We start from the raw sequence: 23,276 nt of genomic DNA, 5'->3' as shown, positions 1-23,276 counted from the left end.
TCAATCGATTATATTTCTGGTGGGGTCTCTTGTGCGGTGCTGACGATGGCTGTTTAAGCGTCCAAACTTGCGCCTGGCGTCGAGCCATGCCATCAAGCGTCTCTCCCTTATCGGCCTCAGAAATCCAATATGTCAGACTTCCAGCCATACGAAATCATAGAAGGCGATTATGACAAAGGCATGGTTCTTATTGCAGACCACGCCACCAACCTTCTACCACAAGCTTACGGCAATCTCGGTCTTCCGCAAACCGCTTTTCACCGTCATATCGCTTATGACATCGGTATCGAAGGGCTAACGCGAAAGCTGGCTGCCCGGCTTGGCGTTCCAGCGGTGATGAGCCGGTTCTCAAGACTGCTGATCGATCCCAATCGTGGCGAGGATGACCCGACGCTGATCATGAAGATTTCCGATGGCGCAGTCGTCCCCGGCAATCATCCGATCAGTGCCGAGGAATGGGATTTGCGGCTCAACAGCTATCACCGGCCCTATCACAAGGCTGTGGACAGGGTGCTTGCAAAGGCTGCCGAAGCATCTGCAAAAGCGCCGCTGGTGTTTTCGCTGCATTCCTACACGCCGTTCTGGAAGACGGTGCCGCGCCCGTGGCACGCTGCGGTGCTGTGGGATACCGATCACCGCGCCGTTCTGCCGCTGATTGCGCATCTTCGTGCCGGCGGTGACATTCTGGTGGGAGATAATGAGCCTTACGACGGAGCGCTGAAAGGCGACACCATGTATCGCCATTGCATGGTGAAGGGTATTCCCCACGCGCTTCTGGAGGTGCGGCAGGATTTGATCGGGGATGAAGCGGGGATCGAAAGCTGGGCTGAGCGTCTCGCTCCCATTTTTGCCGCAATGAATGACGATCCCACGCTGCACGACTATCACCAGTTTGCCTCGCGAACAGGGCCCTATTGAAAAGTGGAGAGCGGGATGACGCAATTGAGCGAACAGCAGCAGATGGAATTCGAAGCCGCCGCTTTCCGCAGGCTTGTGAAGCATCTTCGTGAACGGACGGATGTGCAGAACATCGACATGATGAATCTGGCCGGTTTTTGCCGCAACTGCCTGTCCAACTGGTATGCCGATGCGGCAAAGGAAGCAGGCAGGCCGATCGGCAAGGACGAGGCCCGCGAAATCGTTTATGGAATGCCTTACGAAGACTGGAAGCGTCTGCATCAAAGCGAAGCGGGTGATGCGCAGAAAGCCGCCTTTGAGCGGAACCGTCCGCAGGAATAAGCCCGCTGTGTTGAATCGGCTTGACGTGAGGCTCGCAGGCGGGCAGTTCACCAGCTGGGAATTTGCGCGGGCCGGAACGGACCGCAGGGCGATGATAACGCCATGAAACGAACAGGGCTCTGCCAGGAGCCGCCACCACGAAGGATTGAACGATGGATGAAACAGCCACAACCGAGACCGTAGCCGCCGCCGAACTGCGCCAGTTCATCGAACGTGTAGAGCGCCTCGAAGAAGAAAAGGCCGCGATCCAGGGCGATATCAAGGACGTGATGGGTGAAGCCAAGGGCCGTGGCTACGACACCAAGGCGATCCGCACCATCATCCGTCTGCGCAAGAAGGATGCCAATGAGCGTATCGAGGAAGAGACTATTCTCCAGACCTATATGGCCGCGCTCGGCATGGAATAATTTCGCTTTTCCTCAATGAGGGAAGCCATATTCGGATTGAACGAAATCGCCGCAACTGCGGCGATTTTTTTGTCAGGCATCGGGCGTTGGGGGGCATGAGCACAATAAAAAGCCGGCTCACCATGTAAGCCGGCTTCTCGATGATGCAGATGATGAAGATCAGTTCGCTGGAACGTTCAGTTCTTCACCCACTTCGATGTGGTTCGGGCGGCTCAACTTGTTGGCCTCGGCGATCTTTTTCCACTGCAGGCCGTCGCCATATTTTTCCACGGCGATTTTCCAGAGCGAGTCACCACGGGCAACGACGTATTTCGCAGCCGCAGCAGCGGTGGTTGCCGGGGCAGGCGTTGCCGATGTTGGGGCGGCTGGGGCAGGCGCTGGAGCCTGAGCGGTTGGTGCCGGAGCGGCTGGTGCTGCGGGAGCAGCAGCAGGTGCGGCCGCTTCCTTTGGCGGTGCGACGTAATCGGCAGGCGTCACGTCCGTTACGCGGCCATCGGTATATGGCTTGTAAGGGCTGTTTGCGCCGATATAGGCGGCAACTGCATCTTCGAGGCTTGGTCCGAAGTCATAGGCATTGATGGCCTTATCGTTGAAGACCTTGAAGCCGTCGCCGCCGGTGCGCGTGTAGTTGTTGGTCACGACGCCATAGGTCTTTTCCGGATCGAGGGCTACGAAGTTGTCGCCTTCCTTGACTTCCACGGACACGATGCGGCTGCCAGCAGGCTTGGAGCGGTCGAAGCTGTATTTCAGGCCAGCGGTCTGAACGAAGCGGCCCGCGCCCTGTTCGATCTGGCTTGTGCCGTTTTCAAGCGCGGCCTTCAGGTCGGCACCCTTGATCTGGAAGGTGGCAATGGAGTTCTGGAACGGCAGCACCGTCAGCACTTCGCCCATGGTGACCGGACCTGCATCGATGGACGCGCGCAAGCCGCCGCCGTTCTGGATGGCGATGGTGATGCCCTGATCCTTCACGCGGTCGAGAAGCGCGTCGGACACAAGGTTGCCCATGGAGCATTCCTTGGCGCGGCAGACTTCGCGGGAGCCATCGATGGCGCCCTCGCTGCTGCCGATCTCCTTGGCCTTCATTTCTTCCAAAGGAGCGGCCAGTTCAGCCACGCGCTTGGTGAACGCCTCATCCGGCGTAACGGAAGCGTCGAGCAGCTTCGGTGCGCCGCTGGTGGATTTCACGACGCCATTGTCATCGAATGTGACGGTAAGGTCGCCGACATATTTCGAATAGGCATAGGCGGTGACGATTGGGACATCGACGCCCGATGGGTTCTTGACCAGCGTCGGGTAGGGGCCTGCGGCCTTCGGGTCGGTGCTGGAAAGCAGCGTATGGCTGTGGCCGCCAACGATCACGTCGATGCCGTCCACGGCCTTGGCGATTTCTTGATCGCGGACATAGCCGACATGCGAAAGCACGACGATCTTGTTGACGCCCTGATCCTGGATTTCCTTGACCGCGCCATTGAGGTACTCGACCTCATCCTCGAAGGTGATCTTGTCGCCGGGCGAGGACGTTTCGTTGGTGTCGGTGGCGAGAACGGAAACGACGGCAACCTTCTGGCCACCCATTTCCTTGATGATGTAGCCCTTGAACTTGTCCTTCACCTCGGAGCCGTCTGCTGCCTTGGTGTTGCCGGAAATGATCGGGAATTTTGCGGCTTCGATGAGCTTGAGCAGTTCTGTCGGGCCATCGTCGAATTCATGGTTGCCGATGGCCATGGCATCGAAGCCTATGCCGTTCATGAATTCGGCAACGGGGCCGCTCTTGTACTGGGTGTAGAAGAGCGAACCCTGAAACTGGTCGCCTGCATCGAGAACCAGAATATTGGCGTTCGCGCCGAGCTCGGAGCGGCGCGCGTCGATGGCGCTTTTTACGCGGGCAATGCCACCGAAGCACTCGTTTTTCTGGGCATCTGCGGAAGAGCAGGTCGAATCGGATTTATTGATCGCCTCGAGGCGGGAATGAAGGTCGTTGATGTGGAGAATGTTGAGTTGATAGTCGGCAAGCGCCGCACCTGCCGAAAGTGCCATGGCCGATGCCGTCATCAGACCAAATCTCAAAACTCTGTTCATCGTAGTTTCTCTCCTGTTTTACCTGTCGATCGGGCTCGCGGCTCGTCCATCCGAAGCATTATTAGAAAATTATGACATCCGTTCCGGCCACATGTTTTCATCTCACGGCATCTGCCGCAAGTGGAATTATGACAGTGTTCAGGCAATAAAAAACGCGCGCTACACGCGCGCGTTGAAGAGAAGTCGATTTCGCTGATATCAGCCTTGGCGTGTCAGCGTGAACTGGCTGTTCGTGTCCGTCGTGCAGTTGAGCTGACCGGGCGAGATCAGGGCGCAGTTGACGCGAGACTGTGTGTTGCGGACCAGGGAGGTCATGTTGATCTCATACAGCGTCGGCGAAAGTGCGACATAGGTGCCGGAGGCCAGCAGGGTATTGGTGTCGGTGGACCGCGTGGAGAAGGCTCCACTCTGGAACGTGGACACGATACCGTTGCGGTCGATCCAGCGACCGTCTACCGCTGGACGCTGCGAAACCGAAGGCATGGGGCGCGGCGCGTTCGATGCGGGAGCGCAGGAAGATGCAGCAATTGCGGCCATTAACAAAGCTGCGCTTGTCTTGAACTTCATGACGTCATCTCCTGCGATTCTTGTCGATGTCCTATGCCAGACCATGGCTTGAGTTTGGATGTATTGCAAGCCAACGACATTTGGTATTCACCTGTTCCTCGTCAGCATGACAAAACCGGCAACGTGGCAAATCTGCATCAATGAAGCGTTCCAGGAGCCGCGGCCTATCGCACCGAACGAGACTGCGGGCAGGCTCTTCGCAGCCGGTTCGGCCTTAACTGCGGGTGCCAGCCAGTTTTTCGGAAAGATCGCTGACTTCCTTTTGCGCATCCGTGTCACCGGGATAGAGCGCCAGGTACTGTGTCCACACCTTCATCGCCAGTTCGTTTCGGTCGGTGCTTTCCAGAATATTGGCAAGGCTGGCAAGAGCGGGGAAGTATCGCGGCTCTTTTTCCAGTGTCTTGTTCAGGTCCACCATGGCCTTGCGGGGATCGCCATCGGCAAAGTGAACCATGGCGCGGCGATACCATGCGCCAGCGTAGTCAGGGTTCAGGAATATGGCCTGGTCGAGAAAATCATAGGCCGCTGCCATGCGTTTTTCTTCGGCGGCTTCCTCTGCCCATTTCATGAGAAGATTGATGGTGGCGCTGCCGGAATCGCTCCATTCGCCAGCGATTTCGGTAGCGATAACGCGTGCCTTTTTGGCGTCGCGTTCCTTCTTGAGGCTGGAAAACAGATTGGTAACGGTGTCTTGCGGCTGTTGCTGCGGCGCGGCGGGCGCCTCGGTTACCGTCTCAGCCGCGCTCGCTATCGAGCTTAGGGCCAAAGGGGCCGGGATCAGTGACGCGATGAGAAGGGTGCAAAAACGAAACTGGCGCATGCGGATCACGATAATCTGCATGCGCCAATTTTGAAATCGATTTTTGTCTGCTATCAACAATGTGATCCGCTTCACGTAAAGCAGATGACATTCAACCCGCAATCAGCCCTGACGAGCCTTGAAGCGTGGGTTCTGCTTGTTGATGATGTAGACGCGGCCCTTGCGGCGAACCAGACGGTTGTCGCGGTGACGAGCCTTAAGCGCTTTAAGCGAGTTCTTGATCTTCATTTTTCTGGTCCGCAGTTTGGCGAGGCTTTCGCCACGCGTAATCTAAACAATCAAAAGCGCGCAACGGGGGCGCGCCTTTTTCGGTTGGCAGGCAGATACCGTGTCAGCCCTTGCCTGTCAACACGCTAAGAGTCATTTTGCCGGGAAACTCTAAGGTTTCCGGCGTTGACGAGTTGCGTGACGTGCCCCATTTTGCGGCCCGCACGCGCTTCCGTCTTGCCGTAAAGATGGACGAGACAATCGTTTTTCCTGAGCCATTCAGGCACATCGTTCATGTCGTCGCCTATCAGATTGGTCATCACACAATCCGAATGGCGCTGCGTGCTGCCCGGTGCGAGACCGGCAACGGCGCGGATATGCTGTTCGAACTGCGATACGACGCAGGCGGCCTCTGTCCAGTGACCTGTATTGTGAACCCGGGGGGCCATTTCATTGGCGACCAGCGAGCCATCCGGCAGCACGAAGAACTCGATGCCGACGACACCGACGTAATTCAGCGCGCCCAGCAGCTTTTCAGCCGATTCGACTGCCACAGCTCTTGCCGCATCGGAAAGCTGGGCGGGAACGGTGGATGTGTGCAGAATACCGTTCAGATGCACGTTTTCCGCTGGATCGTAACAGGTAACGGTGCCGTCCTGAAAGCGTGCGGCGATGATGGAAATTTCACGCTCGAACGGCACGAAGCTTTCCAGAATGAGCGGAACATTGCCGAGTGCTTCGAATGCGCCGCTCAGATCCTCGCTGCCCTTGAAAACACGCTGGCCTTTACCATCGTATCCCATGCGGCGGGTCTTCAGCACGCCCTTGTCACCGAAATCGGCAAGAGCGGCTTCAAGCCCGGCCTGATCGTCGACGGCGCGAAAGTCAGCGGTCGGAATGCCGCAATCATTGAGGAAGCGCTTTTCCGTCAAGCGATCCTGCGAGGCGCTGAGCGCCTGCGCGGGCGGATAGACCGGAACGGAAGCAGCCAGCGTTTCTGCGGCAACCACGGGGACGTTTTCGAACTCGTAGGTCACGACATCGCAGAGGCTTGCCAGTTCCGCCAGCGCCTTCTCGTCATCGTAAGCTGCGACGATCTGGCGGTTGCAGACCTGCGCTGCGGGACAATCCGCCTGCGGTTCCAGCACCACGGTACGGAAGTTGAGGCGGGCTGCGGCCATGGCCAGCATGCGGCCAAGCTGACCGCCGCCGATGATGCCGATCGTTCCAGATTTCCCCATCTTTCCAGAGGTCATTGCGGGTTATCCATGGGGTATTCGGCAACGGAGGCCGTCTGGCGGGCGCGGTATTCATCCAGACGGTCGGCAAGGTCTTCGTCGGACAGCGCCAGAACCGCTGCGGCCAGAAGGGCGGCGTTGATGGCGCCTGCCCTGCCGATGGCAAGCGTGCCGACCGGAATTCCGGCGGGCATCTGCACGATGGAATAGAGGCTGTCCTGACCTGACATGGTTTTCGACTGGACCGGAACGCCGAATACGGGGAGCGGCGTCATGGCGGCGGCCATGCCGGGGAGGTGAGCGGCACCGCCTGCTCCGGCGATGATGACCTTGAAGCCTTCTCCACGCGCGCCTGTCGCAAAGTTGAACAGCCGTTCCGGTGTACGATGCGCGGAAACGATGCGCGCTTCATATTCGATGTCGAGTGCATCCAGCGTATCTGCGGCATTCTTCATGGTTTCCCAGTCGGACTGGCTACCCATGATGATGGCGACGGGCGGGGTTTCGGTGCTCACGCGGCTCTCCGTGTCAGGCAATGATATCCGGGATGATCTGGTCTTCGATCTGGGTCATCTTGTCCTTGATGACCAGCTTCTTCTTCTTCATCCGCTGTATTCTCAAGGCATCGCAATTGGTCTGGATCATCGCGTTGATCGCCGCGTCGTAATCCTCATGCTCCTGCCGCAACCGTGCCAGACTGAGCCTGACATCTGCGTTTTCCTGATCGGGCATCTCTTTAATCCCCATTTGATGCAACCGGACCGCCATCCGGCCTTTTTGTTGTCGGTCTTGGTGCCTGTAACACCAAATGGCGGTAACGGGAAGTTTCCCTTGCGACCATTTTGCCCAACTATTGCCTAGATTTCGCCTTCGACAAGACTGGCTTTCCATGTCACAGTGCTGTCGTAAACCTGAAACTCCAGCGATGGAGCGCTGGAGGTAGGTTCAACAAGGAAGGACGTGCCGCATGACCATTCAGGCTCATATTGCATCGCTCGAAAAGAAACACGGTGCTCTGGAGGAAGAGCTCGAAGTCATTCTTGCTTCCCCGTCTTCGGACGATCAGGAAATTGCAGATATCAAACGTAGAAAACTGCGCCTGAAAGATGAATTGCAAAGGCTTAAAGCCACGACGAGACATTGAATTCTCTCGGATAACCTAGCCGCCCGGCGTCATTAACGCTTGAGAGCAGGCTTTCAATTCTGGTTCTGATCGTTACGCGATCAGAACCTTTCGCTTTTTCGGGGGTACGCTCATCACTTAAACCGGCAAGCCATCCCAGAGTAATTTCAGCGCTGCAAAAAACGCCATCACATACATCAGCGGGTAAAACACGGCAGGCTTCATGTATTTCACCACCTTTGCTCCTGCAAATGTCGCCAGCATCGCGACGGGCAACAGCGTTGCGGAGGTGGTCAGATTCGTGGCGTCCAGAGCTCCGAGCGCGAAATATGGAATGAGCTTGATCGCGTTCATGATCGCGAAGAAGCGCACGCTGAGGCCGGTATAGGTCTTCGGATCGAGCTTCAGCGGCAGCACGTAAATCTGGAAGGGCGGGCCACCGGCATGGGCGACGAAGCTGGCATAGCCGGACAGGCTGGACCAGAGCGTTGCTTTTGCGGGATTCTGTGGCTTTGGGGGGACTTCCTGCCCTTTTCGCGACCGGAACGTGTCGTAGAAATAGCGAAGCACGAATATGATGGTAACGGAGGCAACGACAAGACGCATCGCATCCGGTGAGATCAGGCTCGATGTCGCCCAGCCCAGCACGATGCCGCCGATGGCGCCGGGTAACATCAGAAGCAGGGTTTCGCGATGATTATGGTGCCGCCAGGCCCACAGCGCGACCAGATCCATGACGATGAGGATCGGCAGGAAGATGGCCGCGGCCTGGACGGGTGGTACGGCAAGCGCCATCAACGGCACGCCCATCAAAGCCAGAGCACCCCCGAGCCCGCCTTTGGACAGGCCGACGAGGACGACTGCGGGAATGGCGACGAGAAAGAAATTGAGATCGAGCAGCATGGCCACAGACTTGAGATGGACGGTTGATCCTTTGGGCAGTCCGGTTTATCGGAAATAGGATACGAAAACGAGTGCAGATTGACGGTGAAACGTCCTCATCTGCATGAAATGAACCTTGCCAGGAATGGAAACGCCATGAGTGCACCCGAAGATCGCTGCCGCCTCGTTCTGATCGTTCCTGAAAACGAAGATGCTGCCGGACAGGCGAAGTCCCTGGAAGATGCGCTGCGTGGCGGTGATGTCGCCTCTGTCATCATCCCGCAATACGGGCTGGATGACGGCGCGTTTCAGAAGCGGGCGGAAGCGCTGGTCTCCATCGTACAGGAGGCGGGAGCTGCCGCGCTGGTCGCAGGCGATACCCGTGTGGCGGGTCGTGCAAAGGCAGACGGTCTTCACATCGTTGGTGGGCCTGAGCCGCTGGCGGAAGCGTTGGAAAAATTCACGCCGAAGCTGATCGTGGGCGGCGGTAATGCCGATGATCGTCATAAGGCGCTTGAACTGGGCGAAGTCGGCCCCGACTATATCTTCTTCGGCAAGCTGGATGGCGATATCAAGCCGGAGGCGCACCCGAAGAACGTCGCGCTGGGTGAGTGGTGGGCGTCCATGATCGAAATTCCGGCCATCGTCATGGGTGGTTCGGATGTCGCCTCCGTCGTCGTCGTCGCCGAAAGCGGCGTGGAGTTCGTGGCGCTGCGCCAGGCTGTGTTTGCCCATGCGGGCGGGGCCGCGCAGGCGGTGGCTGAAGCCAATGCCCTGCTTGACGAAAAAGCGCCACGGTTTGACGGTTGATACGGGCAATGACCGCTTATTCGTCCCGCCTTGTTCTGTCCTTTTCTGCGCTGGCCCTGATGCTGGCTGCGTTTCCGCATGCCGGTTTTGCACAAAATCAGCCGCCACAGCAGGAACTGTTGCCCGGCCTGCAACCGCAAACGACGGACGCTCAGGGTGAGGAAGAAGAGGGCACGGATTTCGGCGCAGCCCCAACGGAAGGTCCGGAGGTGCTGTCACGCCCGGCCGATAGCGGCGCGGAACCCATTCGCAAAGGCCGTGTGACGGGTGGCGAGCAGCAGGATTTGCAGCCGTCCCAAGGGGTGAATGTCTACCAGCGCATGGGCGCGGAGCTTCCGCCTCTGCCAAAAGAAAAAGAATTTACCGGCAAGGTCGATGAGGCTTACGGGCATTATCAGCGTGGCGAATATGTGCAGGCGCTGAACAAGGCTCTGGAGCGCGCCCAGAACGGTGACGCCCCGGCGCAGACGCTGGTGGCCGAGATGATGAGCAGGGGCCTTGGCATTGCGCGCGATCAGAAAACCGCTGCGTTCTGGTACGGGCAGGCGGCCAAGGGTGGCGATCCCGTCGCCATGTTCAAATATGCGCTGATCGTCATGGAGGGCAAGCTTGCGCCGCACGACAAGGCGCTGGCCGATGACTATATGCGCCGCGCCGCCGAGGCTGGAAATGCCGAGGCTGAATTCAACTGGGCGCAAATCCTCGTCTCCCAGGCTCCCGGTCCGAAGGGTCTCGTCGCGGCCCTGCCGTTCTATGAGAAATCGGCGGAGAAGGGGGTGGCGGATGCGCAATATGCCGTTTCGCAAATCTACGCCAATGTGACCGATGTGGCGCCGGAAAAGAAGGCGAAGGCCCGGGAGTGGCTGATGCGCGCGGCCAAGGCCGGTTTCGATACGGCGCAGGTCGATCTCGGCATCTGGCTGGTCAACGGTGTCGGTGGTGAGCGCAATCTGGAAGAAGGCTTCCGCTGGCTCTATGGCGCTGCACAGCGTGGCAATGTAGTGGCGCAGAACAAGGTGGCGCATCTCTACATTCAGGCGCTCGGCACGAAGCCTGACCCGGTGGAGGCTGCAAAGTGGTACGTGCTTTCCCGCCGCGCCGGACTTAAGGATATGGCGCTCGAAGACTTCTACCTCGGTATCGATGAAAACCAGCAACGTCAGGCCATCGAAGCGGCCAACCGTTTCCGCCCATCCTGATATGCCACTGGGTCTCAGGGCTTTTTGCCTTGAAATCCGGCGCGTTTTGTGGTCTTGAACCGCAAACTTTCAGACAGAAACCAAAATCTCGCGTGCCTGCCCGATGTCTTGTCGCAGGTTCAGCCACCTTTCAGGAACTTCTTCATGGCCCGCTCAGCCCTTCTCAATGTCATGGTTCAGGCCGCGCTCAAGGCGGGTAAGTCTTTGTCGCGTGACTTCGGCGAAGTGCAGAACCTTCAGGTATCGGTCAAGGGCCCGAGCGATTTCGTGTCGCAGGCGGATCTCAAGGCGGAAAAGATAGTCCGTGACGAGCTGATGAAGGCGCGCCCGACCTATGACTTCCTGGGCGAAGAAGGTGGCGAGGAAAAAGGTACGGACGGCGCGCATCGCTGGATCGTCGATCCGCTGGACGGCACGACCAACTTCCTGCACGGGATTCCGCAGTTCGCGGTTTCCATCGCGCTGGAGCGAAACGGCGAAATCGTCGCGGGCGTCATCTTCAATCCGGCCACGGATGAGCTTTACACTGCCGAGCGTGGCGGCGGCGCGTTCCTCAACGACCGCCGTATTCGCGTTGCGGCGCGCAAGCAGCTTTCCGATTGCGTCGTTGGCTGTGGTGTTCCGCATCTGGGCCGCGGCAACCACGGCAAGTTCCTGGTCGAGCTTCGCCACGTCATGAGCGAAACCGCAGGTATCCGCCGCATGGGCGCCGCCGCGCTGGACCTTGCCTATGTGGCTGCCGGTCGTCTCGACGGTTTCTGGGAGACCGAACTTTCCCCTTGGGATATGGCCGCCGGTCTGGTCCTCATCCGCGAAGCGGGCGGTTTCGTCTCTGACATGAGCGGCGCACAGAACATCTTCGACAGCAAAAGCGTGATTGCGGGTAACGAGTATATCCAGAAGGCGCTGGTCGAGGTCGTCAACAGACCTGTCCCGGGCCGCTGATCCGATTTTTCTAAAAATGTGGTATTGAAGGGGGCGGTTATGCGCCCCTTTTTGCTTTCCTTAAAAAGCATTGCCGACTGATCGGCTTTTCACTTCAATTCGTCGTAATTTTCTACTAGCTTCCGGTTTGAACCATGATTGCATTCGATTATTTCGAGTGACGCCGTGGCAGCACCAGAGGAACAGGCAATATGGCGGATACGGAACGGCTCGATCTCGGCGTCGAGAAACCGGTGACGAAAGACTATCATCACAAGTTGTCCAGCCCCACGCCGTTCCTGTGGACGATGGTGATCTTCCTCATCATCGTGGCGTTTCTGGCGGCAATCCTGTTCCGGCAGGCGCAGACCGCCTTCATGACCAATCCGGGCCTCAATGGTTTCATTCTCGGCGTTCTGGTCATCGGCATCATCCTCGTTTTTACGCAGATACTCAGTCTTCGCCCGGAAGTTCGCTGGTTCAATAATTTTCGGGCCGCCGGTGATGCGGAAAAGGCCGGTCGACCTCCAAAGCTTCTGGCACCGATGCGCTCGCTTATCGGCAAACGGGGCGAGGTCCGTGTATCGACCGTCACGCAACGCTCCATTCTTGATTCCATCGCAACCCGGCTGGATGAATCCCGAGACACCTCTCGTTATCTCATCGGCCTGTTGGTCTTTCTCGGCCTGCTCGGCACGTTCTGGGGCCTGATCGGCACCATCGGCTCCATCAGCGATGTCATTCAGGGGCTGGACCCCACCGCGGGCGACAGCAATGATATTCTCTCCTCGCTGAAGTCCGGTCTCACGGCTCCGCTTTCCGGCATGGGTACGGCGTTCTCGTCTTCGCTGCTTGGTCTTTCCGGTTCGCTTATCCTCGGTTTTCTCGATCTTCAGGCGGGCCGTGCCCAGAACCGGTTCTACACGGAGCTGGAAAACTGGCTGTCTTCCGTTACCGATCCCGGCACGGAGACCGTCGTCGACGGCAAGTCCGCCAGCTACGGCACCGTCAGCACGGAACGGTCGCTTGCCGCCATGACCAGCCTTGCAGAAGGCATTCAGGGGCTGGTGAAGAACATGCGCGGCGAACAGCAGATGCTGCGGGACTGGATCGAAGCGCAGCAGGAGGAATCGAAGTCCCTGCGCCGTACGCTGGACAGGCTTTCGGCGCGCATCGATGCGGATCAGAAGGCCTCGAACCGTCCCGTCCGTCCCGATAACGGGAGCGAGTGACCATGGCGCTGGCGCGCAACCGCCGCCGCGAGCGCGGTGTCGACTACTGGCCGGGCTTTGTCGATGCGCTGTCGACCCTGCTCATGGCCATCATGTTCCTGCTCACCGTCTTCGTGCTGGCGCAGTTCGTACTCTCGCGGGAAATCTCCGGCAAGGACGAGGTGTTGACCCGCCTCAACAACCAGATTGCCGAACTGACAGAGTTGCTCGCGCTGGAAAAGGGCAGCAAGCAGGATATCGAAGATACCCTCGCCAACCTGCAATCCACACTGGCTGCCTCTGAAAGCGAGCGTTCGCGCCTGCAATCGCTGCTGGATGCCGGTGCTGGCAACAATTCCGCGACCACGGCGCGGGTTGGTCAATTGTCTGGCGAACTTGAGGACGCGCGTCAGGCCGGTGCGCGGGCATCCGCACAGATCGAGCTTTTGAACCAGCAGATCGCCGCACTCCGTGCCCAGATCGCATCGGTGGAGGCAGCCTTGCAGGCATCCGAGGCCAAGGATGCATCCTCGCAGGTGAAGATCGCCGACCTTGGGCGCCGCCTCAATGTGGCGCTGGCTCAACGTGTGCAGGAACTGAACCGTTATCGTTCCGATTTCTTCGGCCGTCTGCGCGAGATCCTGTCGGATCGCGAGAACATCCGCATCGTCGGAGACCGCTTCGTTTTCCAGTCGGAAGTGCTTTTCCCTTCTGGCGGAAACGACTTGAATCCGGAAGGGCAGGCGGAAATGGCGAAGCTGGCCACCGCGCTGATCGACCTTGCCAAGGAAATCCCTGCTGAAATCAACTGGGTGCTGAGGGTGGATGGTCACACCGACAATGTTCAGTTATCCGGTTCGGGACGCTTTCGCGACAACTGGGAGCTTTCCTCCGCCCGCGCGACCTCTGTGGTGAAATTCCTCATCTCCAAGGGTGTCCCGGCCAACCGGCTCGTTGCTGCCGGTTTCGGGGAGTACCAGCCTCTCGCAGAAGGCGACACACCAGAGGCCCGATCACAGAACCGGCGCATCGAATTGAAGCTGACGGAGCGGTGAGGTCAAGACCTCGCCCGCTCGACGCCCCAGCGCGTTGAGAAAAGGTAACCTGCTGCGTCGGCAACAATTTTCAGGCTTTGCTCGATCTCGCCAGAAAGACCGCCCGCTGGGCATCGTATGCACGGGCATAGGCCGGTCTTGACTCTCCTCGCGCTACAAAGGCGGCAATGTTGGGGAACTCCTCCAGCATGCCCGAAGACTTCAGCCTCAACAGCACCGATATCATCTGAAGATCACCGGCGCTGAAATCTCCATCCAGCCATTCTGCGTCGCCGAGGTGGTTGGAGAGTTGCAGGAGCCTGACACGAACGCGTTCCTCCAGCATCGGCATACGCTCGGCATACCAGCTTTGCTTGCTCTCGAAGAGTTTTGACATCCCCCATTCGATAATGGGAGGTTCAATAGTGCTCAGTGCGGCGAATATCCATGTGATGGCGCGGGCTTTGCCGTTCTCGTCGGCGGGTAGCAGGCCGGGATAATTCTGTGCGATGTGGAGAATGATGGAGCCGGATTCAAAGATCGACAGCTCGCCCTCCTGAAAGGTGGGAATCTGGCCGAAAGGTTGAAGCGCCATGTGGGCAGGCTCCTTCATATCCCTGAACGAGACGAGGCGAACCTCGTAGGGTTGCCCCACTTCCTCCAGCGCCCAGCGAACCCGCATATCGCGGGCCAAACCCCTGCCGCCATCCGGTGAACGTTCGAATGCGGTTATCGTGATCGTCATTTCCAGCCTCCCGAACCTCTGACATATCCGAAACGTGAACCGAGTTTCCGACATTAACGTGACGTCTTCGTTGCGCGTGATGCGGCTTAAGTTGCGCGGCACCATTGCAAGCCATTGACCTTCGCGTAAAAGTAACTCCAACAAATCCGGGAGGGGATTGATGGAGCGATCTGACGTGATTGTCGTGGGTGCCGGTCTGGCTGGGCTGGTTGCTGCGACGGAGGCTGCCGAACGCGGGCTGAAGGTCTGCGTGGTGGATCAGGAAGGGGAGCAAAATCTAGGCGGGCAGGCGTTCTGGTCGCTTGGCGGGCTTTTCTTCATCGATAGCCCGGAGCAGCGGTTCATGCGTATTCGCGACAGTCTCGATCTCGCCCGGCAGGACTGGATGGGTTCCGCTGGTTTTGATCGCCCGGAAGATCACTGGCCTCGGCAATGGGCGGAGGCCTATCTGCAATTTGCGGCCGGTGAAAAACGCGCCTGGCTGCATGGTCTCGGCATGCGTTGGTTTCCCGTGGTCGGCTGGGCCGAACGCGGCGGCGGCCACGCGGATGGTCACGGCAATTCGGTGCCGCGCTTCCATGTCACATGGGGAACGGGTCCGGCGGTGCTGGAACCGTTCGTTAAAAAGGCGCTCGATTTTGAGCAACGCGGGCAGATCGCCTTTCGCTTTCGCCATAGGGTCGATGCGCTGGAAGCGGCGAACGGCGCGATAAACGGCATTTCGGGCGCGGTGCTGGCGGAGCATTCCATACAGCGCGGCGAGGAGAGTAGCCGTGATGTGGTTGATGATTTTCGCATGGAGGCGTCAGCCGTCATCGTCACGTCTGGCGGGATCGGCGGCAATCTTGATATTGTGCGGCAAAACTGGCCGGTGGACCGGTTGGGGCAGCCGCCTGAAGACATGGTATGCGGCGTGCCTGCCCACGTGGACGGGCGGATGATCGGTATCAGCGAAGCGGCGGGCGCAGCAGTCATCAACCGAGACCGCATGTGGCACTATACCGAGGGCGTGAGGAATTACGACCCGATCTGGCCCAACCATGGCATTCGCATCCTGCCCGGGCCTTCATCCTTCTGGTGCGATGCGCATGGAAACCGGCTCGAGCCGCCCGCCATGCCCGGCTTCGATACACTTGGCACACTCAAGATGCTGCGGCAGCGCAACAGCGATTACAGCTGGTTCATTCTCACAAAGGCGATCATCAAGAAGGAGTTTGCGCTGTCCGGCTCGGAGCAAAACCCGGATCTGACGGGCAAGAACATCCGCCTGCTTTTGAAACGGCTGGGCAAGGAGCCTCCGGGTCCGGTGAAGGCATTCATGGATCTGGGCGAGGATTTCGTCGTGCGCGATACCTTGGAAGAGCTTGTCGAGGCGATGAACGGGATCGGTGACGGGCGGCTGGATGCCGCACATATCCGCCACCAGATCGAAGCGCGGGACCGGGAAATTACGAATGGTTTCAGCAAGGACGCTCAGGTCACGGCCATTCGCGGTGCGCGCAACTATCTCGGTGACAAATTGATGCGAACGGCAAAGCCTCATCGTCTGCTCGATCCTGAGTCTGGGCCACTGATTGCGGTTCGATTGCATGTCCTCACTCGAAAGACGCTAGGCGGTCTGCATACGGATTTGCAGGGGCGCGTGCTGGATGCGCAGGGGCAGCCGGTGCCGGGGCTTTATGCAGCGGGGGAGGTTGCCGGTTTCGGTGGAGGTGGCATGCATGGGTACAACGCGCTGGAGGGGACGTTCCTTGGTGGGTGTCTGTTTTCAGGGCGCGTGGCGGGGAGGAGTGTTGGTGGGTGAGGGTAACCGGTAGCTGAACCCCTCACCAAGAAAACCTATGACTTCGCTTTGCGAAGATCGAGGTTTTCTATCCTCTCCCACAGGGAGAGAGGTAATGCGCGGCACCGCTTAGGCACATTTCTAAAGCGTCTGAAGAGGGCAGTACGTTGCGGTTGGATATCTCTACCCTTGTGGGAGAGAAAGCAATTTCAACATCTTAGCTTTAGCTAAGTGTTAGAAATTGCAAGTGAGGGGTTTTCATTGACTTTTAACGGAAGTCGGAAAAACTACACGCTCTTCACCAGCGGTACCACACCTTCATCAGCCGTTTCGAACTGCAGCCTTGCCAGCTTGGCATAGAGCCCGCCTTCACGGATCAGGCTTTGGTGCGTGCCTTCCTCGATGATACGGCCGTCGTCCATCACCAGAATCCGGTCGGCTTTCAAGACGGTGGCGAGGCGGTGGGCGATGACGATGGTGGTGCGTTTGGAGATGAGCTCGTCCAGCGCCTTCTGCACCAGCGTTTCGCTTTCTGCATCCAGGGCCGATGTCGCCTCGTCGAGAAGCAGGATCGGCGCGTTGCGCAGGATGGCACGGGCAATGGCGATGCGCTGACGCTGGCCACCGGAGAGCGTCACGCCGCGTTCGCCGACAACCGTATCGTAGCCTTCCGGCAGTTTCGCAATGAAACCGTCCGCCTGTGCAGCGATGGCTGCGGCGCGGACGTCCTCACGGGAGGCATCCGGCTTGCCGAAGGCAATGTTGTCATGAATGGATGAGGCGAAGATTGCCACATCCTGCGGCACGATGGACAGGCGCGAGCGTAAATCTTCCAGCGTCACGGAGCGGATATCGCAACCGTCCACGGTGATGCGGCCCGACTGCGGATCGTAGAAGCGCATGAGCAGCGAGAAGACCGTGCTTTTGCCCGCACCCGACGGACCGACGATGGCGACGGTTTCGCCAGCCGAGATATTGAAGGAGAGGTCGCTGATGATCGGCTTTCCCGCACCTTTAGGATAATGGAACGCGACGTTCTCGAAGCTGGCTTCGCCCTGGGCCGGAGTGGGCAAGGGAACAGGTGCGGCCGGGTTCTCGACCGGCGATTGTTCGGCCAGCAGTTCGGAAAGGCGTTCCGCCGCACCGCCTGCCTGGGCGAGCTCTCCCCAGACCTCGGAAAGCTGGCCGAGCGAACTTGCGGCAATGACTGCATATAATACGAACTGGCTAAGCGTGCCGCCGGAAATCGTGCCGTTCAGAACGCCGTGCGCGCCATACCAGAGGATTGCGACGACGCTGCCGAAGACCAGGCTGATGGCGACGGCGGTCAGGATTGCGCGGGCGCTGATGGCCGAGCGAGCACCTCGATACGCCTTCTCCACCGCATCGCTGTAGCGGGCATTGGCTAGCCGCTCTGCATTGAAAGACTGGATTGTGCGGCTGGCGGAAATCGTTTCCGTGGCGAAGGCGGAGGAGGCGGCGAGTGTGTCCTGCGTGGTTCTGGAGCGTGAGCGGACCGAGCGACCGAAGGCGATAAGCGGGAAAACGATGAAGGGTATGGCAAGCAACGCAAGGCCTGCAAGGCTGGGGCTGGTATAGACCATCATGACGACAGCGCCGAGACAGAGCAGGATGTTGCGCAGCGCAACAGATGCGGAAGAACCGAAGGCGGAGCGGATCTGCACGGTGTCCGCCGTCAGGCGCGACGTGAGTTCGCCGGAATGATTGCTATCGAAAAACGCCTGTGATAGCGACGTGAGGTGTGCGAAAACATCGCGGCGGACATCGGTCACGACGCGCTCGCCAATGGTCATGACATAGTAATAGCGCATGGCGCTGGCCAGCGCGAGAACCACGGCAATGCCCAAAAGCATGGCGAAATAGCTGTTGATCATCGCGCCATCCGTTGCCTCGAAGCCATGGTCGATGATGCGACGAACGGCCAGCGGCAAGGCAAGCGTGGTGGCCGAAGATAAAATGAGCGCGAAGAGGGCGGCGGCCACGAGACCGCGATAGCGCTTCAAATAGGGGAACAGGCTTCCGAGCGGCTTCAGCGTTCTGCGACCTGCCGATTTCTGTTCCTGCAACTCTGCCACGTTCAATACCCTTGCTTATCGTCATGAACCAGCCGAAGCTTTATCACGAACGAGAATTCCGCTTCTTTGATATATGTCATGAATTCCGCCGTGCGCAGTGTGAAGCCATCCACCGGCAGGCACTTGTTATCTCGGCGCCCTTCATGTATAGGCTCCGCATCAAATTGGGAAGCCATGGCCAATCGGGCCGGGTTTCATTTATTGAATCGGCTCAGTTGACGCAATTGCGGCAAATGGTCCGCAGGTCACTTACGCAGGAAGTTTGTCATGAAGGCTGAAATCCATCCAGACTATCACATGATCAAAGTGGTCATGACCGATGGCACCGAATACGAAACCCGCTCCACCTGGGGTTCCGAGGGCGCAGTTATGAACCTAGAAATCGATCCCAGCTCTCATCCGGCATGGACTGGTGGCAACCAGCAGCTGATGGACCGTGGCGGTCGCGTTTCCAAGTTCAACAAGCGTTTCGGCGGCCTCGGCCTCTAATCCTTGCTGGATATGTGAGAATAAAAGAACCTCGGAGCGATCCGGGGTTTTTTGTTGTCTGGTGTTTGCCTCGTTGGCTTCGACTTCACCGGTTTCTGCTTCGTTCCTGCGACAAGGACAGGATTGAGGGGAGAGGGGCGCAAACAAAAAAGCAGGCCGAAGCCTGCTTTTAAAAAATCGAAATGCTGGAAAATCTCAGTTGCTGGAAAACGCGGTCCGCAGCAGGTTGAGCTGGGCCTGAACGCTGTTCTCGTTGTCCGGCACCTTCGCGGCTTCCGCAGGGCGGTAAATCTCGCGGTCGAGCAGGGCAACGCGGTTCTGGAGGCGAAGCGACCGTTCGACCAGTTCGCGGAAGGATTCCGGCAGATCGTTCCAGCCCGGTGCATTGCGGTCAACATTGAAGTTGTCGAGGCGGACCTTGTTCTTTTCGTTGAGAACCTGATCACGGCTCATCTCGCCATTGTTGACGGCGCGCTGGAGCAGCAACCACGATGCCATCTGCATCAGGCGGGTGGTCAGGCGCATGGACTCTGCTGCGTAAAGAACGGACGCCATGCGCGGCAGCACCTTCGAGGCTGCGCGACCGGAGCCATCGAGATAGCTCGCCGTTTCTTCCACCAGGCCCATGCCTTCGGAATAAAGGGTCTTGAATTGGTTCGATGCGGCAGCGCGACCAGCAAAGCTGATTGTATTGAGAACCTGTTCCGACATTTCTTTAAATCCCTGCTCACGCACAATACTATCAGGCAACGGACTTAGCGGGTTAATTGTTCCGGCCTGTCTGTATTTTCAGGATGATATCAATAGCGCAAATGCGCAAGCTGATTATTAAAGAAAGGTTAATACCCACAGTTTTGAAGAATTTGTGGCAAGACAAAAAAAGAGCCGCAAAAGCGGCTCTCAAGGTAAAACAGGGAGAAAAATCAGACCAATTCGCCGATAGGAGAAACTGCCTGAGGTCCAGAAGAACTGAACATGTATAGTAATCTCTTAGAAAGCTTAATTTTTTATTAATGGTAAACGAAAAACTGACCCGCGTCGTAAGGTTAACAGAATTTTGAAGCTTCACCGCGAACGAAACAGGTTTTCCGCTGCCTTGCGACCTGCGGACTTCTTGTCCCGTTCTTCCTCCAGCCTTTTTACTTCCGTCAGAAGGATATCGATGCGGGCAGTCAGGTCATCTACAGAAAGCAGGCTGAGGTCGCTGCCTACGACGTGAGTCGAGACTGATTTCTTTGGCTGGTCGTCATCGAAAATGCTCATATGCCTGCTCCCTTTTGCAAGTCGGCTTCATCTTCCGGGTATTGCGGCGCGCGCGGATCGAGCGACGCGCTCTCAGGTGTCTGTAGCGGCGCGGGTGCGGTGGCCATGGTGGAGAAGTTGTCTTTCTGTTCCGTGGTGAGCGCTGCGCGCTGCCTTGAGCGGAACATAGCATAGGCCGTGATGAGGAGGTGGGAAACCGCCGTGACGAGAAACAGTGCGTAAGGCCCGAAGGACGTCATGATCGGGCCGCCAAGTGTCGGGCCGATGATGGTGCCGATACCGTAGAGCAGCAAAAGGCCGCCAGAGACTTTGACGAAATCGTCGGAGGAGGCGAAGTCGTTGGCGTGGGCAACGGCAATCGGGTAAAGCGCATTTGCCGCTGCGCCATAGACCGCGATCATGCCGATCAGGAGATAAATATGTGTGGGCTGAATAAGTGTGACGGCCAGTCCGGCGAGTGCTGCAACGCCTGAGAGACCCGCAAGCACGAAGCGGCGATCGATCCTGTCCGAAAGCTTTCCGGCGGGAAACTGCGCTAATGCACCGATAAAGATGGTGACGCTGACCATGATGGCGATGGTGGTGGGATCAAGCCCCGCGCGCGCGCCGAAGACAGCCCCGAGAGTACCGTAAGCGCCATTGGCAATGCCGACCAGCAGGATGCCCACAAAAGAGACCGGCGAGTTGCGGTAAAGCGCCGGCAAGTCCAGTTTCACCTTCTTCAAAGGCTGCGGACTTTCCGCTTTCGAGAGCATGGCGGGCATGATGGCGACGCAGTAGATGATCGCGCATACCATGAACAGCGACGTGTTGCTGACCGTTCCAAAAGGAACGACGAGCTGGCCCGCCACCACGCCGAACAGGGTAATGGCAATGTAGAGCGAAAAGATTGCGCCACGGCTTTCGTTCGTGGCGCGCTCGTTCAGCCAGCTTTCGATGATCATCGACGTTCCGGCAGTGCAGAAGCCGGTCAATGCGCGCAGCGCCACCCAGGATACGTCATCGATGAACAGGCCGGTGAGGAGTACGGTGAGGCAGATCAATGCCACGAAACTGCCGAAGGCGCGAATGTGTCCGGCACGCCGGACGATTGCCGGTGCCACGAAGCAGCCGATGACGAAGCCCGCCGCCCACGATGTACCAAGAAAGCCGAGGATTTCGTTGGAGTAACCTTCCTCCGAGCCGCGAACGGGCAATAGCAATCCCTGAAGCCCATTGCCAAGGAAGAGGAACAGCGTACTGGTGAGAAGAGCGAATACGGGTAGAATATTTCTGCTCATAAAATCACTCTCATGCTAATGCTTTCGGGTCTCGATATCAAAACCCGATGGGATGCGCGCGAACAGGTTGGCCGCCATTGGTGAACATAAAAATGTCCGCCCTATGACGGTTGCGGAATGAATTTGACATTTGCCTTGAGGATGCGACAAGCCCCCCGATCAAATCCGGGATTAAAAATGTCACCGGATGCGGAATATTGCTAATGGTCTTTAAAGATTGCGGGCTTTCGTCGATGTGTCCGGCACATCGCGCGGAAAACAGCCAGAAGGTTTCAAGATGACGAAGGCGATCGGCCTTTTCCTGCTCCTGGCCATGGGCATACAAATCATCCGTCCGCTGGGCCTGCCGGGGATGAAGCGTCGAGCGGATTTCTGGAAGATTGCCGTGGTCGCCTTTGTTTTGTGGAGCGCCGTACTGCTTCTTCGGCCTTGATCTCAAACGAAAAAAGCCGCTCTCGAAGAACGGCTTTTTCAGGGTTATAGAACGGCCTCTCAGGCAGCCTTTTCGAGTTCCTGCGTCCAGTTGCCAAGAGCTGCCGCCGTATTCATTTCGGCACGATGGCGGAAGGCGCGCTGACCGGCTGCGACGTTTTCCTGCTTGCCGCCCCATGCCTTGAGCGCCGTATCCTGAAGCGCGCGGCCATAGGAGTAGGTGAGACCCCACGGCAAGTCGTAACCGGCATTCATGGCGGAGAGATGCGCGGTGGCTTCTTCTGCCGACTGACCGCCGGAAAGGAAAGCGACACCCGGGACGGCAGAAGGCACGGTGGCTTTGAGAACCTTGACCGTCTTTTCCGCCACTTCGGCAACGGAAGCCTTGCGGGCATTCTTGCCGTCGATGACCATGTTCGGCTTGAGGATCATGCCCTCAAGGTTGACGCGGGCATCATACAGGTCGGTAAAGACGGTGCGCAGGACCCATTCGGTCACTTCCGCGCAACGGTCGATGCTGTGCGTGCCGGGAACGCCATCCATCAGCACTTCCGGCTCGACGATCGGTACGATGCCTGCCTGCTGGCAAAGCGCTGCATAACGGGCAAGCGCCTGCGAATCCGCCTTGATGGAGCCCCATGTCGGCAGGCCTTCACCGATGGCGATCACGCCACGCCACTTGGCAAAACGCGCGCCTGCATCATGATATGTCTTCAAGCGCTCAGCGAGGCCGTCCAGACCTTCGGTGACGGTTTCTCCGGGGAAATAGGCCTGCGGCTTTGCGCCCGTATCGACCTTGATGCCCGGAATGGAGCCCGCAGCCTTGATGATGTCAACGAAAGGCGTGCCGTCGGCAGCCTTCTGGAACAGGGTCTCTTCATAGAGAATGACGCCGGAAATGCACTTCGTCATCGCGTCTTCGGTGCGAAACAACATTTCGCGATAATCGCGGCGGGTTGTCTCGGTGGACTCCAGTCCAATGCTGTCGAAGCGCTTCTTGATCGTGCCGGTGGACTCATCCGCAGCCAGCAGGCCCTTGCCATTGGCAACCATCTTTACTGCGATATCTTCAAGACGTTCAGTCATTTCCATTCTCCCTAACGCACAATAAATTCGGGATACCAGATGTTCCAAGGCAGGAAAATGGCAGGCTAACTCATTGAAACGATTGAAATGATTTCAATCGTTTGAAACTTTTGGATTTTTCTTAAAAAGTTTAAATCTGGGGTCGGGTTGAGTTCTGTGACGGTATGTGCGGAAGCGAAACTCTTGCTCCGTCATGCTCGGGCTTGTCCCGAGGATCCATCCTTATCAATGAATTCAAAGGGTCATGGATCCTCGGGACAAGCCCGAGGATTGTTTGTTGTTCTGAGGTTATTGTCGGTGCGGGACTGCGGGCCCTTCACAGCCCGCAGTCCCGGCGACAGGCGACCGTCCGAGGATTGGGA

The 23,276-nt window shown here is 58.1% G+C and carries 26 protein-coding genes; 11 read left to right on the top strand and 15 right to left on the bottom strand.

Annotation, left to right across the window (positions count from 1 at the left end; translation table 11 throughout):
* Positions 1-129 precede the first annotated feature (129 nt).
* From G6L28_RS15415 to G6L28_RS15405, 3 genes are all read left to right on the top strand, one after another.
* A complete protein-coding gene (locus tag G6L28_RS15415; RefSeq protein ID WP_174064716.1) occupies positions 130-918 on the top strand; it encodes an N-formylglutamate amidohydrolase in 789 nt (262 codons plus the stop codon).
* A gap of 15 nt (positions 919-933) precedes the next feature.
* Positions 934-1,239, top strand: a complete 306-nt coding sequence (locus G6L28_RS15410) for a DUF1244 domain-containing protein (protein WP_174064715.1) — start codon at positions 934-936, stop codon at positions 1,237-1,239.
* Positions 1,240-1,391: 152 nt separating this feature from the next.
* Positions 1,392-1,646 carry a DUF2312 domain-containing protein gene (locus G6L28_RS15405; protein WP_062427909.1) on the top strand — a complete coding sequence of 85 codons (255 nt, stop codon included), beginning with the start codon at positions 1,392-1,394 and terminating at the stop codon, positions 1,644-1,646.
* A 159-nt stretch (positions 1,647-1,805) separates the two neighbouring features.
* Here the strand turns inward: G6L28_RS15405 and G6L28_RS15400 are convergent, their stop codons facing one another.
* The 7 genes from G6L28_RS15400 to G6L28_RS15370 form a co-directional block, all read right to left on the bottom strand.
* Positions 1,806-3,725 carry a 5'-nucleotidase C-terminal domain-containing protein gene (locus G6L28_RS15400; RefSeq protein WP_174064714.1) on the bottom strand — a complete coding sequence of 640 codons (1,920 nt, stop codon included), beginning with the start codon at positions 3,723-3,725 and terminating at the stop codon, positions 1,806-1,808.
* A 198-nt stretch (positions 3,726-3,923) separates the two neighbouring features.
* Entirely contained in the window at positions 3,924-4,292 is a 369-nt protein-coding gene (gene omp10, locus G6L28_RS15395) for an outer membrane lipoprotein Omp10 (RefSeq protein ID WP_174064713.1), read from the bottom strand.
* A 214-nt stretch (positions 4,293-4,506) separates the two neighbouring features.
* On the bottom strand, positions 4,507-5,112 hold the full coding sequence (locus tag G6L28_RS15390) for a tetratricopeptide repeat protein (RefSeq protein ID WP_174064791.1): 606 nt from the start codon (positions 5,110-5,112) through the stop codon (positions 4,507-4,509).
* Between the two features lie 102 nt (positions 5,113-5,214).
* Positions 5,215-5,340 (bottom strand): type B 50S ribosomal protein L36, encoded by a 126-nt coding sequence (gene ykgO, locus G6L28_RS15385; RefSeq protein WP_003497670.1) that lies wholly within the window; start codon positions 5,338-5,340, stop codon positions 5,215-5,217.
* A 125-nt stretch (positions 5,341-5,465) separates the two neighbouring features.
* On the bottom strand, positions 5,466-6,575 hold the full coding sequence (locus G6L28_RS15380) for a 5-(carboxyamino)imidazole ribonucleotide synthase (RefSeq protein WP_174064712.1): 1,110 nt from the start codon (positions 6,573-6,575) through the stop codon (positions 5,466-5,468).
* The gene (purE, locus tag G6L28_RS15375; protein WP_174064790.1) at positions 6,572-7,039 is read right to left on the bottom strand and encodes a 5-(carboxyamino)imidazole ribonucleotide mutase; all 468 of its coding nucleotides are present in this window, start codon (positions 7,037-7,039) and stop codon (positions 6,572-6,574) included. The genes G6L28_RS15380 and purE overlap by 4 nt, the downstream gene beginning before the upstream one ends.
* A gap of 46 nt (positions 7,040-7,085) precedes the next feature.
* On the bottom strand, positions 7,086-7,289 hold the full coding sequence (locus tag G6L28_RS15370; protein WP_174064711.1) for a YdcH family protein: 204 nt from the start codon (positions 7,287-7,289) through the stop codon (positions 7,086-7,088).
* Between the two features lie 235 nt (positions 7,290-7,524).
* Here G6L28_RS15370 and G6L28_RS15365 point away from each other — a divergent pair, with 235 nt between their 5' ends.
* A complete protein-coding gene (locus G6L28_RS15365; RefSeq protein WP_174064710.1) occupies positions 7,525-7,701 on the top strand; it encodes a YdcH family protein in 177 nt (58 codons plus the stop codon).
* A gap of 117 nt (positions 7,702-7,818) precedes the next feature.
* On the opposite strand, the gene G6L28_RS15360 is transcribed toward G6L28_RS15365, so the two are convergent.
* Positions 7,819-8,583 carry a sulfite exporter TauE/SafE family protein gene (locus G6L28_RS15360; RefSeq protein WP_174064709.1) on the bottom strand — a complete coding sequence of 255 codons (765 nt, stop codon included), beginning with the start codon at positions 8,581-8,583 and terminating at the stop codon, positions 7,819-7,821.
* 135 nt (positions 8,584-8,718) lie between these two features.
* Between G6L28_RS15360 and G6L28_RS15355 the strand changes: the two genes are divergently transcribed.
* The 5 genes from G6L28_RS15355 (at position 8,719) to G6L28_RS15335 (ending at position 13,761) form a co-directional block, all read left to right on the top strand.
* On the top strand, positions 8,719-9,372 hold the full coding sequence (locus G6L28_RS15355) for a thiamine phosphate synthase (protein ID WP_174064708.1): 654 nt from the start codon (positions 8,719-8,721) through the stop codon (positions 9,370-9,372).
* Positions 9,373-9,380: 8 nt separating this feature from the next.
* Entirely contained in the window at positions 9,381-10,571 is a 1,191-nt protein-coding gene (locus G6L28_RS15350) for a tetratricopeptide repeat protein (protein ID WP_234902598.1), read from the top strand.
* Between the two features lie 144 nt (positions 10,572-10,715).
* Entirely contained in the window at positions 10,716-11,516 is an 801-nt protein-coding gene (locus G6L28_RS15345; protein WP_174064707.1) for an inositol monophosphatase family protein, read from the top strand.
* Between the two features lie 191 nt (positions 11,517-11,707).
* Entirely contained in the window at positions 11,708-12,727 is a 1,020-nt protein-coding gene (locus G6L28_RS15340) for a flagellar motor protein MotA (RefSeq protein ID WP_174064706.1), read from the top strand.
* Positions 12,728-12,729: 2 nt separating this feature from the next.
* Positions 12,730-13,761, top strand: a complete 1,032-nt coding sequence (locus G6L28_RS15335; protein ID WP_174064705.1) for a peptidoglycan -binding protein — start codon at positions 12,730-12,732, stop codon at positions 13,759-13,761.
* Positions 13,762-13,831: 70 nt separating this feature from the next.
* Here G6L28_RS15335 and G6L28_RS15330 read toward each other — a convergent pair whose 3' ends face one another.
* Complete coding sequence (locus G6L28_RS15330; protein ID WP_174064704.1) at positions 13,832-14,485, bottom strand: glutathione S-transferase family protein; 654 nt, start codon at positions 14,483-14,485, stop codon at positions 13,832-13,834.
* Positions 14,486-14,645: 160 nt separating this feature from the next.
* Between G6L28_RS15330 and G6L28_RS15325 the strand changes: the two genes are divergently transcribed.
* The gene (locus G6L28_RS15325; protein ID WP_174064703.1) at positions 14,646-16,289 is read left to right on the top strand and encodes an FAD-binding dehydrogenase; all 1,644 of its coding nucleotides are present in this window, start codon (positions 14,646-14,648) and stop codon (positions 16,287-16,289) included.
* Between the two features lie 266 nt (positions 16,290-16,555).
* Here G6L28_RS15325 and G6L28_RS15320 read toward each other — a convergent pair whose 3' ends face one another.
* Positions 16,556-18,364, bottom strand: coding sequence for an ABC transporter transmembrane domain-containing protein (locus G6L28_RS15320; RefSeq protein WP_174064702.1), 1,809 nt, complete (start codon positions 18,362-18,364; stop codon positions 16,556-16,558).
* A 267-nt stretch (positions 18,365-18,631) separates the two neighbouring features.
* Between G6L28_RS15320 and rpmE the strand changes: the two genes are divergently transcribed.
* A complete protein-coding gene (gene rpmE, locus G6L28_RS15315; RefSeq protein ID WP_174064701.1) occupies positions 18,632-18,853 on the top strand; it encodes a 50S ribosomal protein L31 in 222 nt (73 codons plus the stop codon).
* 195 nt (positions 18,854-19,048) lie between these two features.
* On the opposite strand, the gene G6L28_RS15310 is transcribed toward rpmE, so the two are convergent.
* From G6L28_RS15310 to G6L28_RS15290, 5 genes are all read right to left on the bottom strand, one after another.
* Positions 19,049-19,564, bottom strand: a complete 516-nt coding sequence (locus G6L28_RS15310) for a DUF1465 family protein (protein ID WP_174064700.1) — start codon at positions 19,562-19,564, stop codon at positions 19,049-19,051.
* Between the two features lie 354 nt (positions 19,565-19,918).
* Positions 19,919-20,116: a DUF1192 domain-containing protein gene (locus G6L28_RS15305; RefSeq protein WP_174064699.1), complete on the bottom strand. Its 198-nt coding sequence runs from the start codon at positions 20,114-20,116 to the stop codon at positions 19,919-19,921.
* Positions 20,113-21,396: an MFS transporter gene (locus G6L28_RS15300; RefSeq protein WP_174064698.1), complete on the bottom strand. Its 1,284-nt coding sequence runs from the start codon at positions 21,394-21,396 to the stop codon at positions 20,113-20,115. Before G6L28_RS15300 ends, G6L28_RS15305 begins: the two co-directional genes overlap by 4 nt.
* Before the next feature lie 37 nt (positions 21,397-21,433).
* The gene (locus tag G6L28_RS15295; RefSeq protein ID WP_174064697.1) at positions 21,434-21,835 is read right to left on the bottom strand and encodes a hypothetical protein; all 402 of its coding nucleotides are present in this window, start codon (positions 21,833-21,835) and stop codon (positions 21,434-21,436) included.
* Positions 21,836-21,888: 53 nt separating this feature from the next.
* Positions 21,889-22,914 carry a class I fructose-bisphosphate aldolase gene (locus tag G6L28_RS15290; RefSeq protein ID WP_174064696.1) on the bottom strand — a complete coding sequence of 342 codons (1,026 nt, stop codon included), beginning with the start codon at positions 22,912-22,914 and terminating at the stop codon, positions 21,889-21,891.
* Positions 22,915-23,276 lie beyond the last annotated feature (362 nt).

Origin of the sequence: Agrobacterium larrymoorei (assembly GCF_013322225.1) — a bacterium.
Classification (GTDB): Bacteria; Pseudomonadota; Alphaproteobacteria; order Rhizobiales; family Rhizobiaceae; genus Agrobacterium; species Agrobacterium larrymoorei_A.
This window is presented reverse-complemented; position numbering and strand designations above follow the sequence as displayed.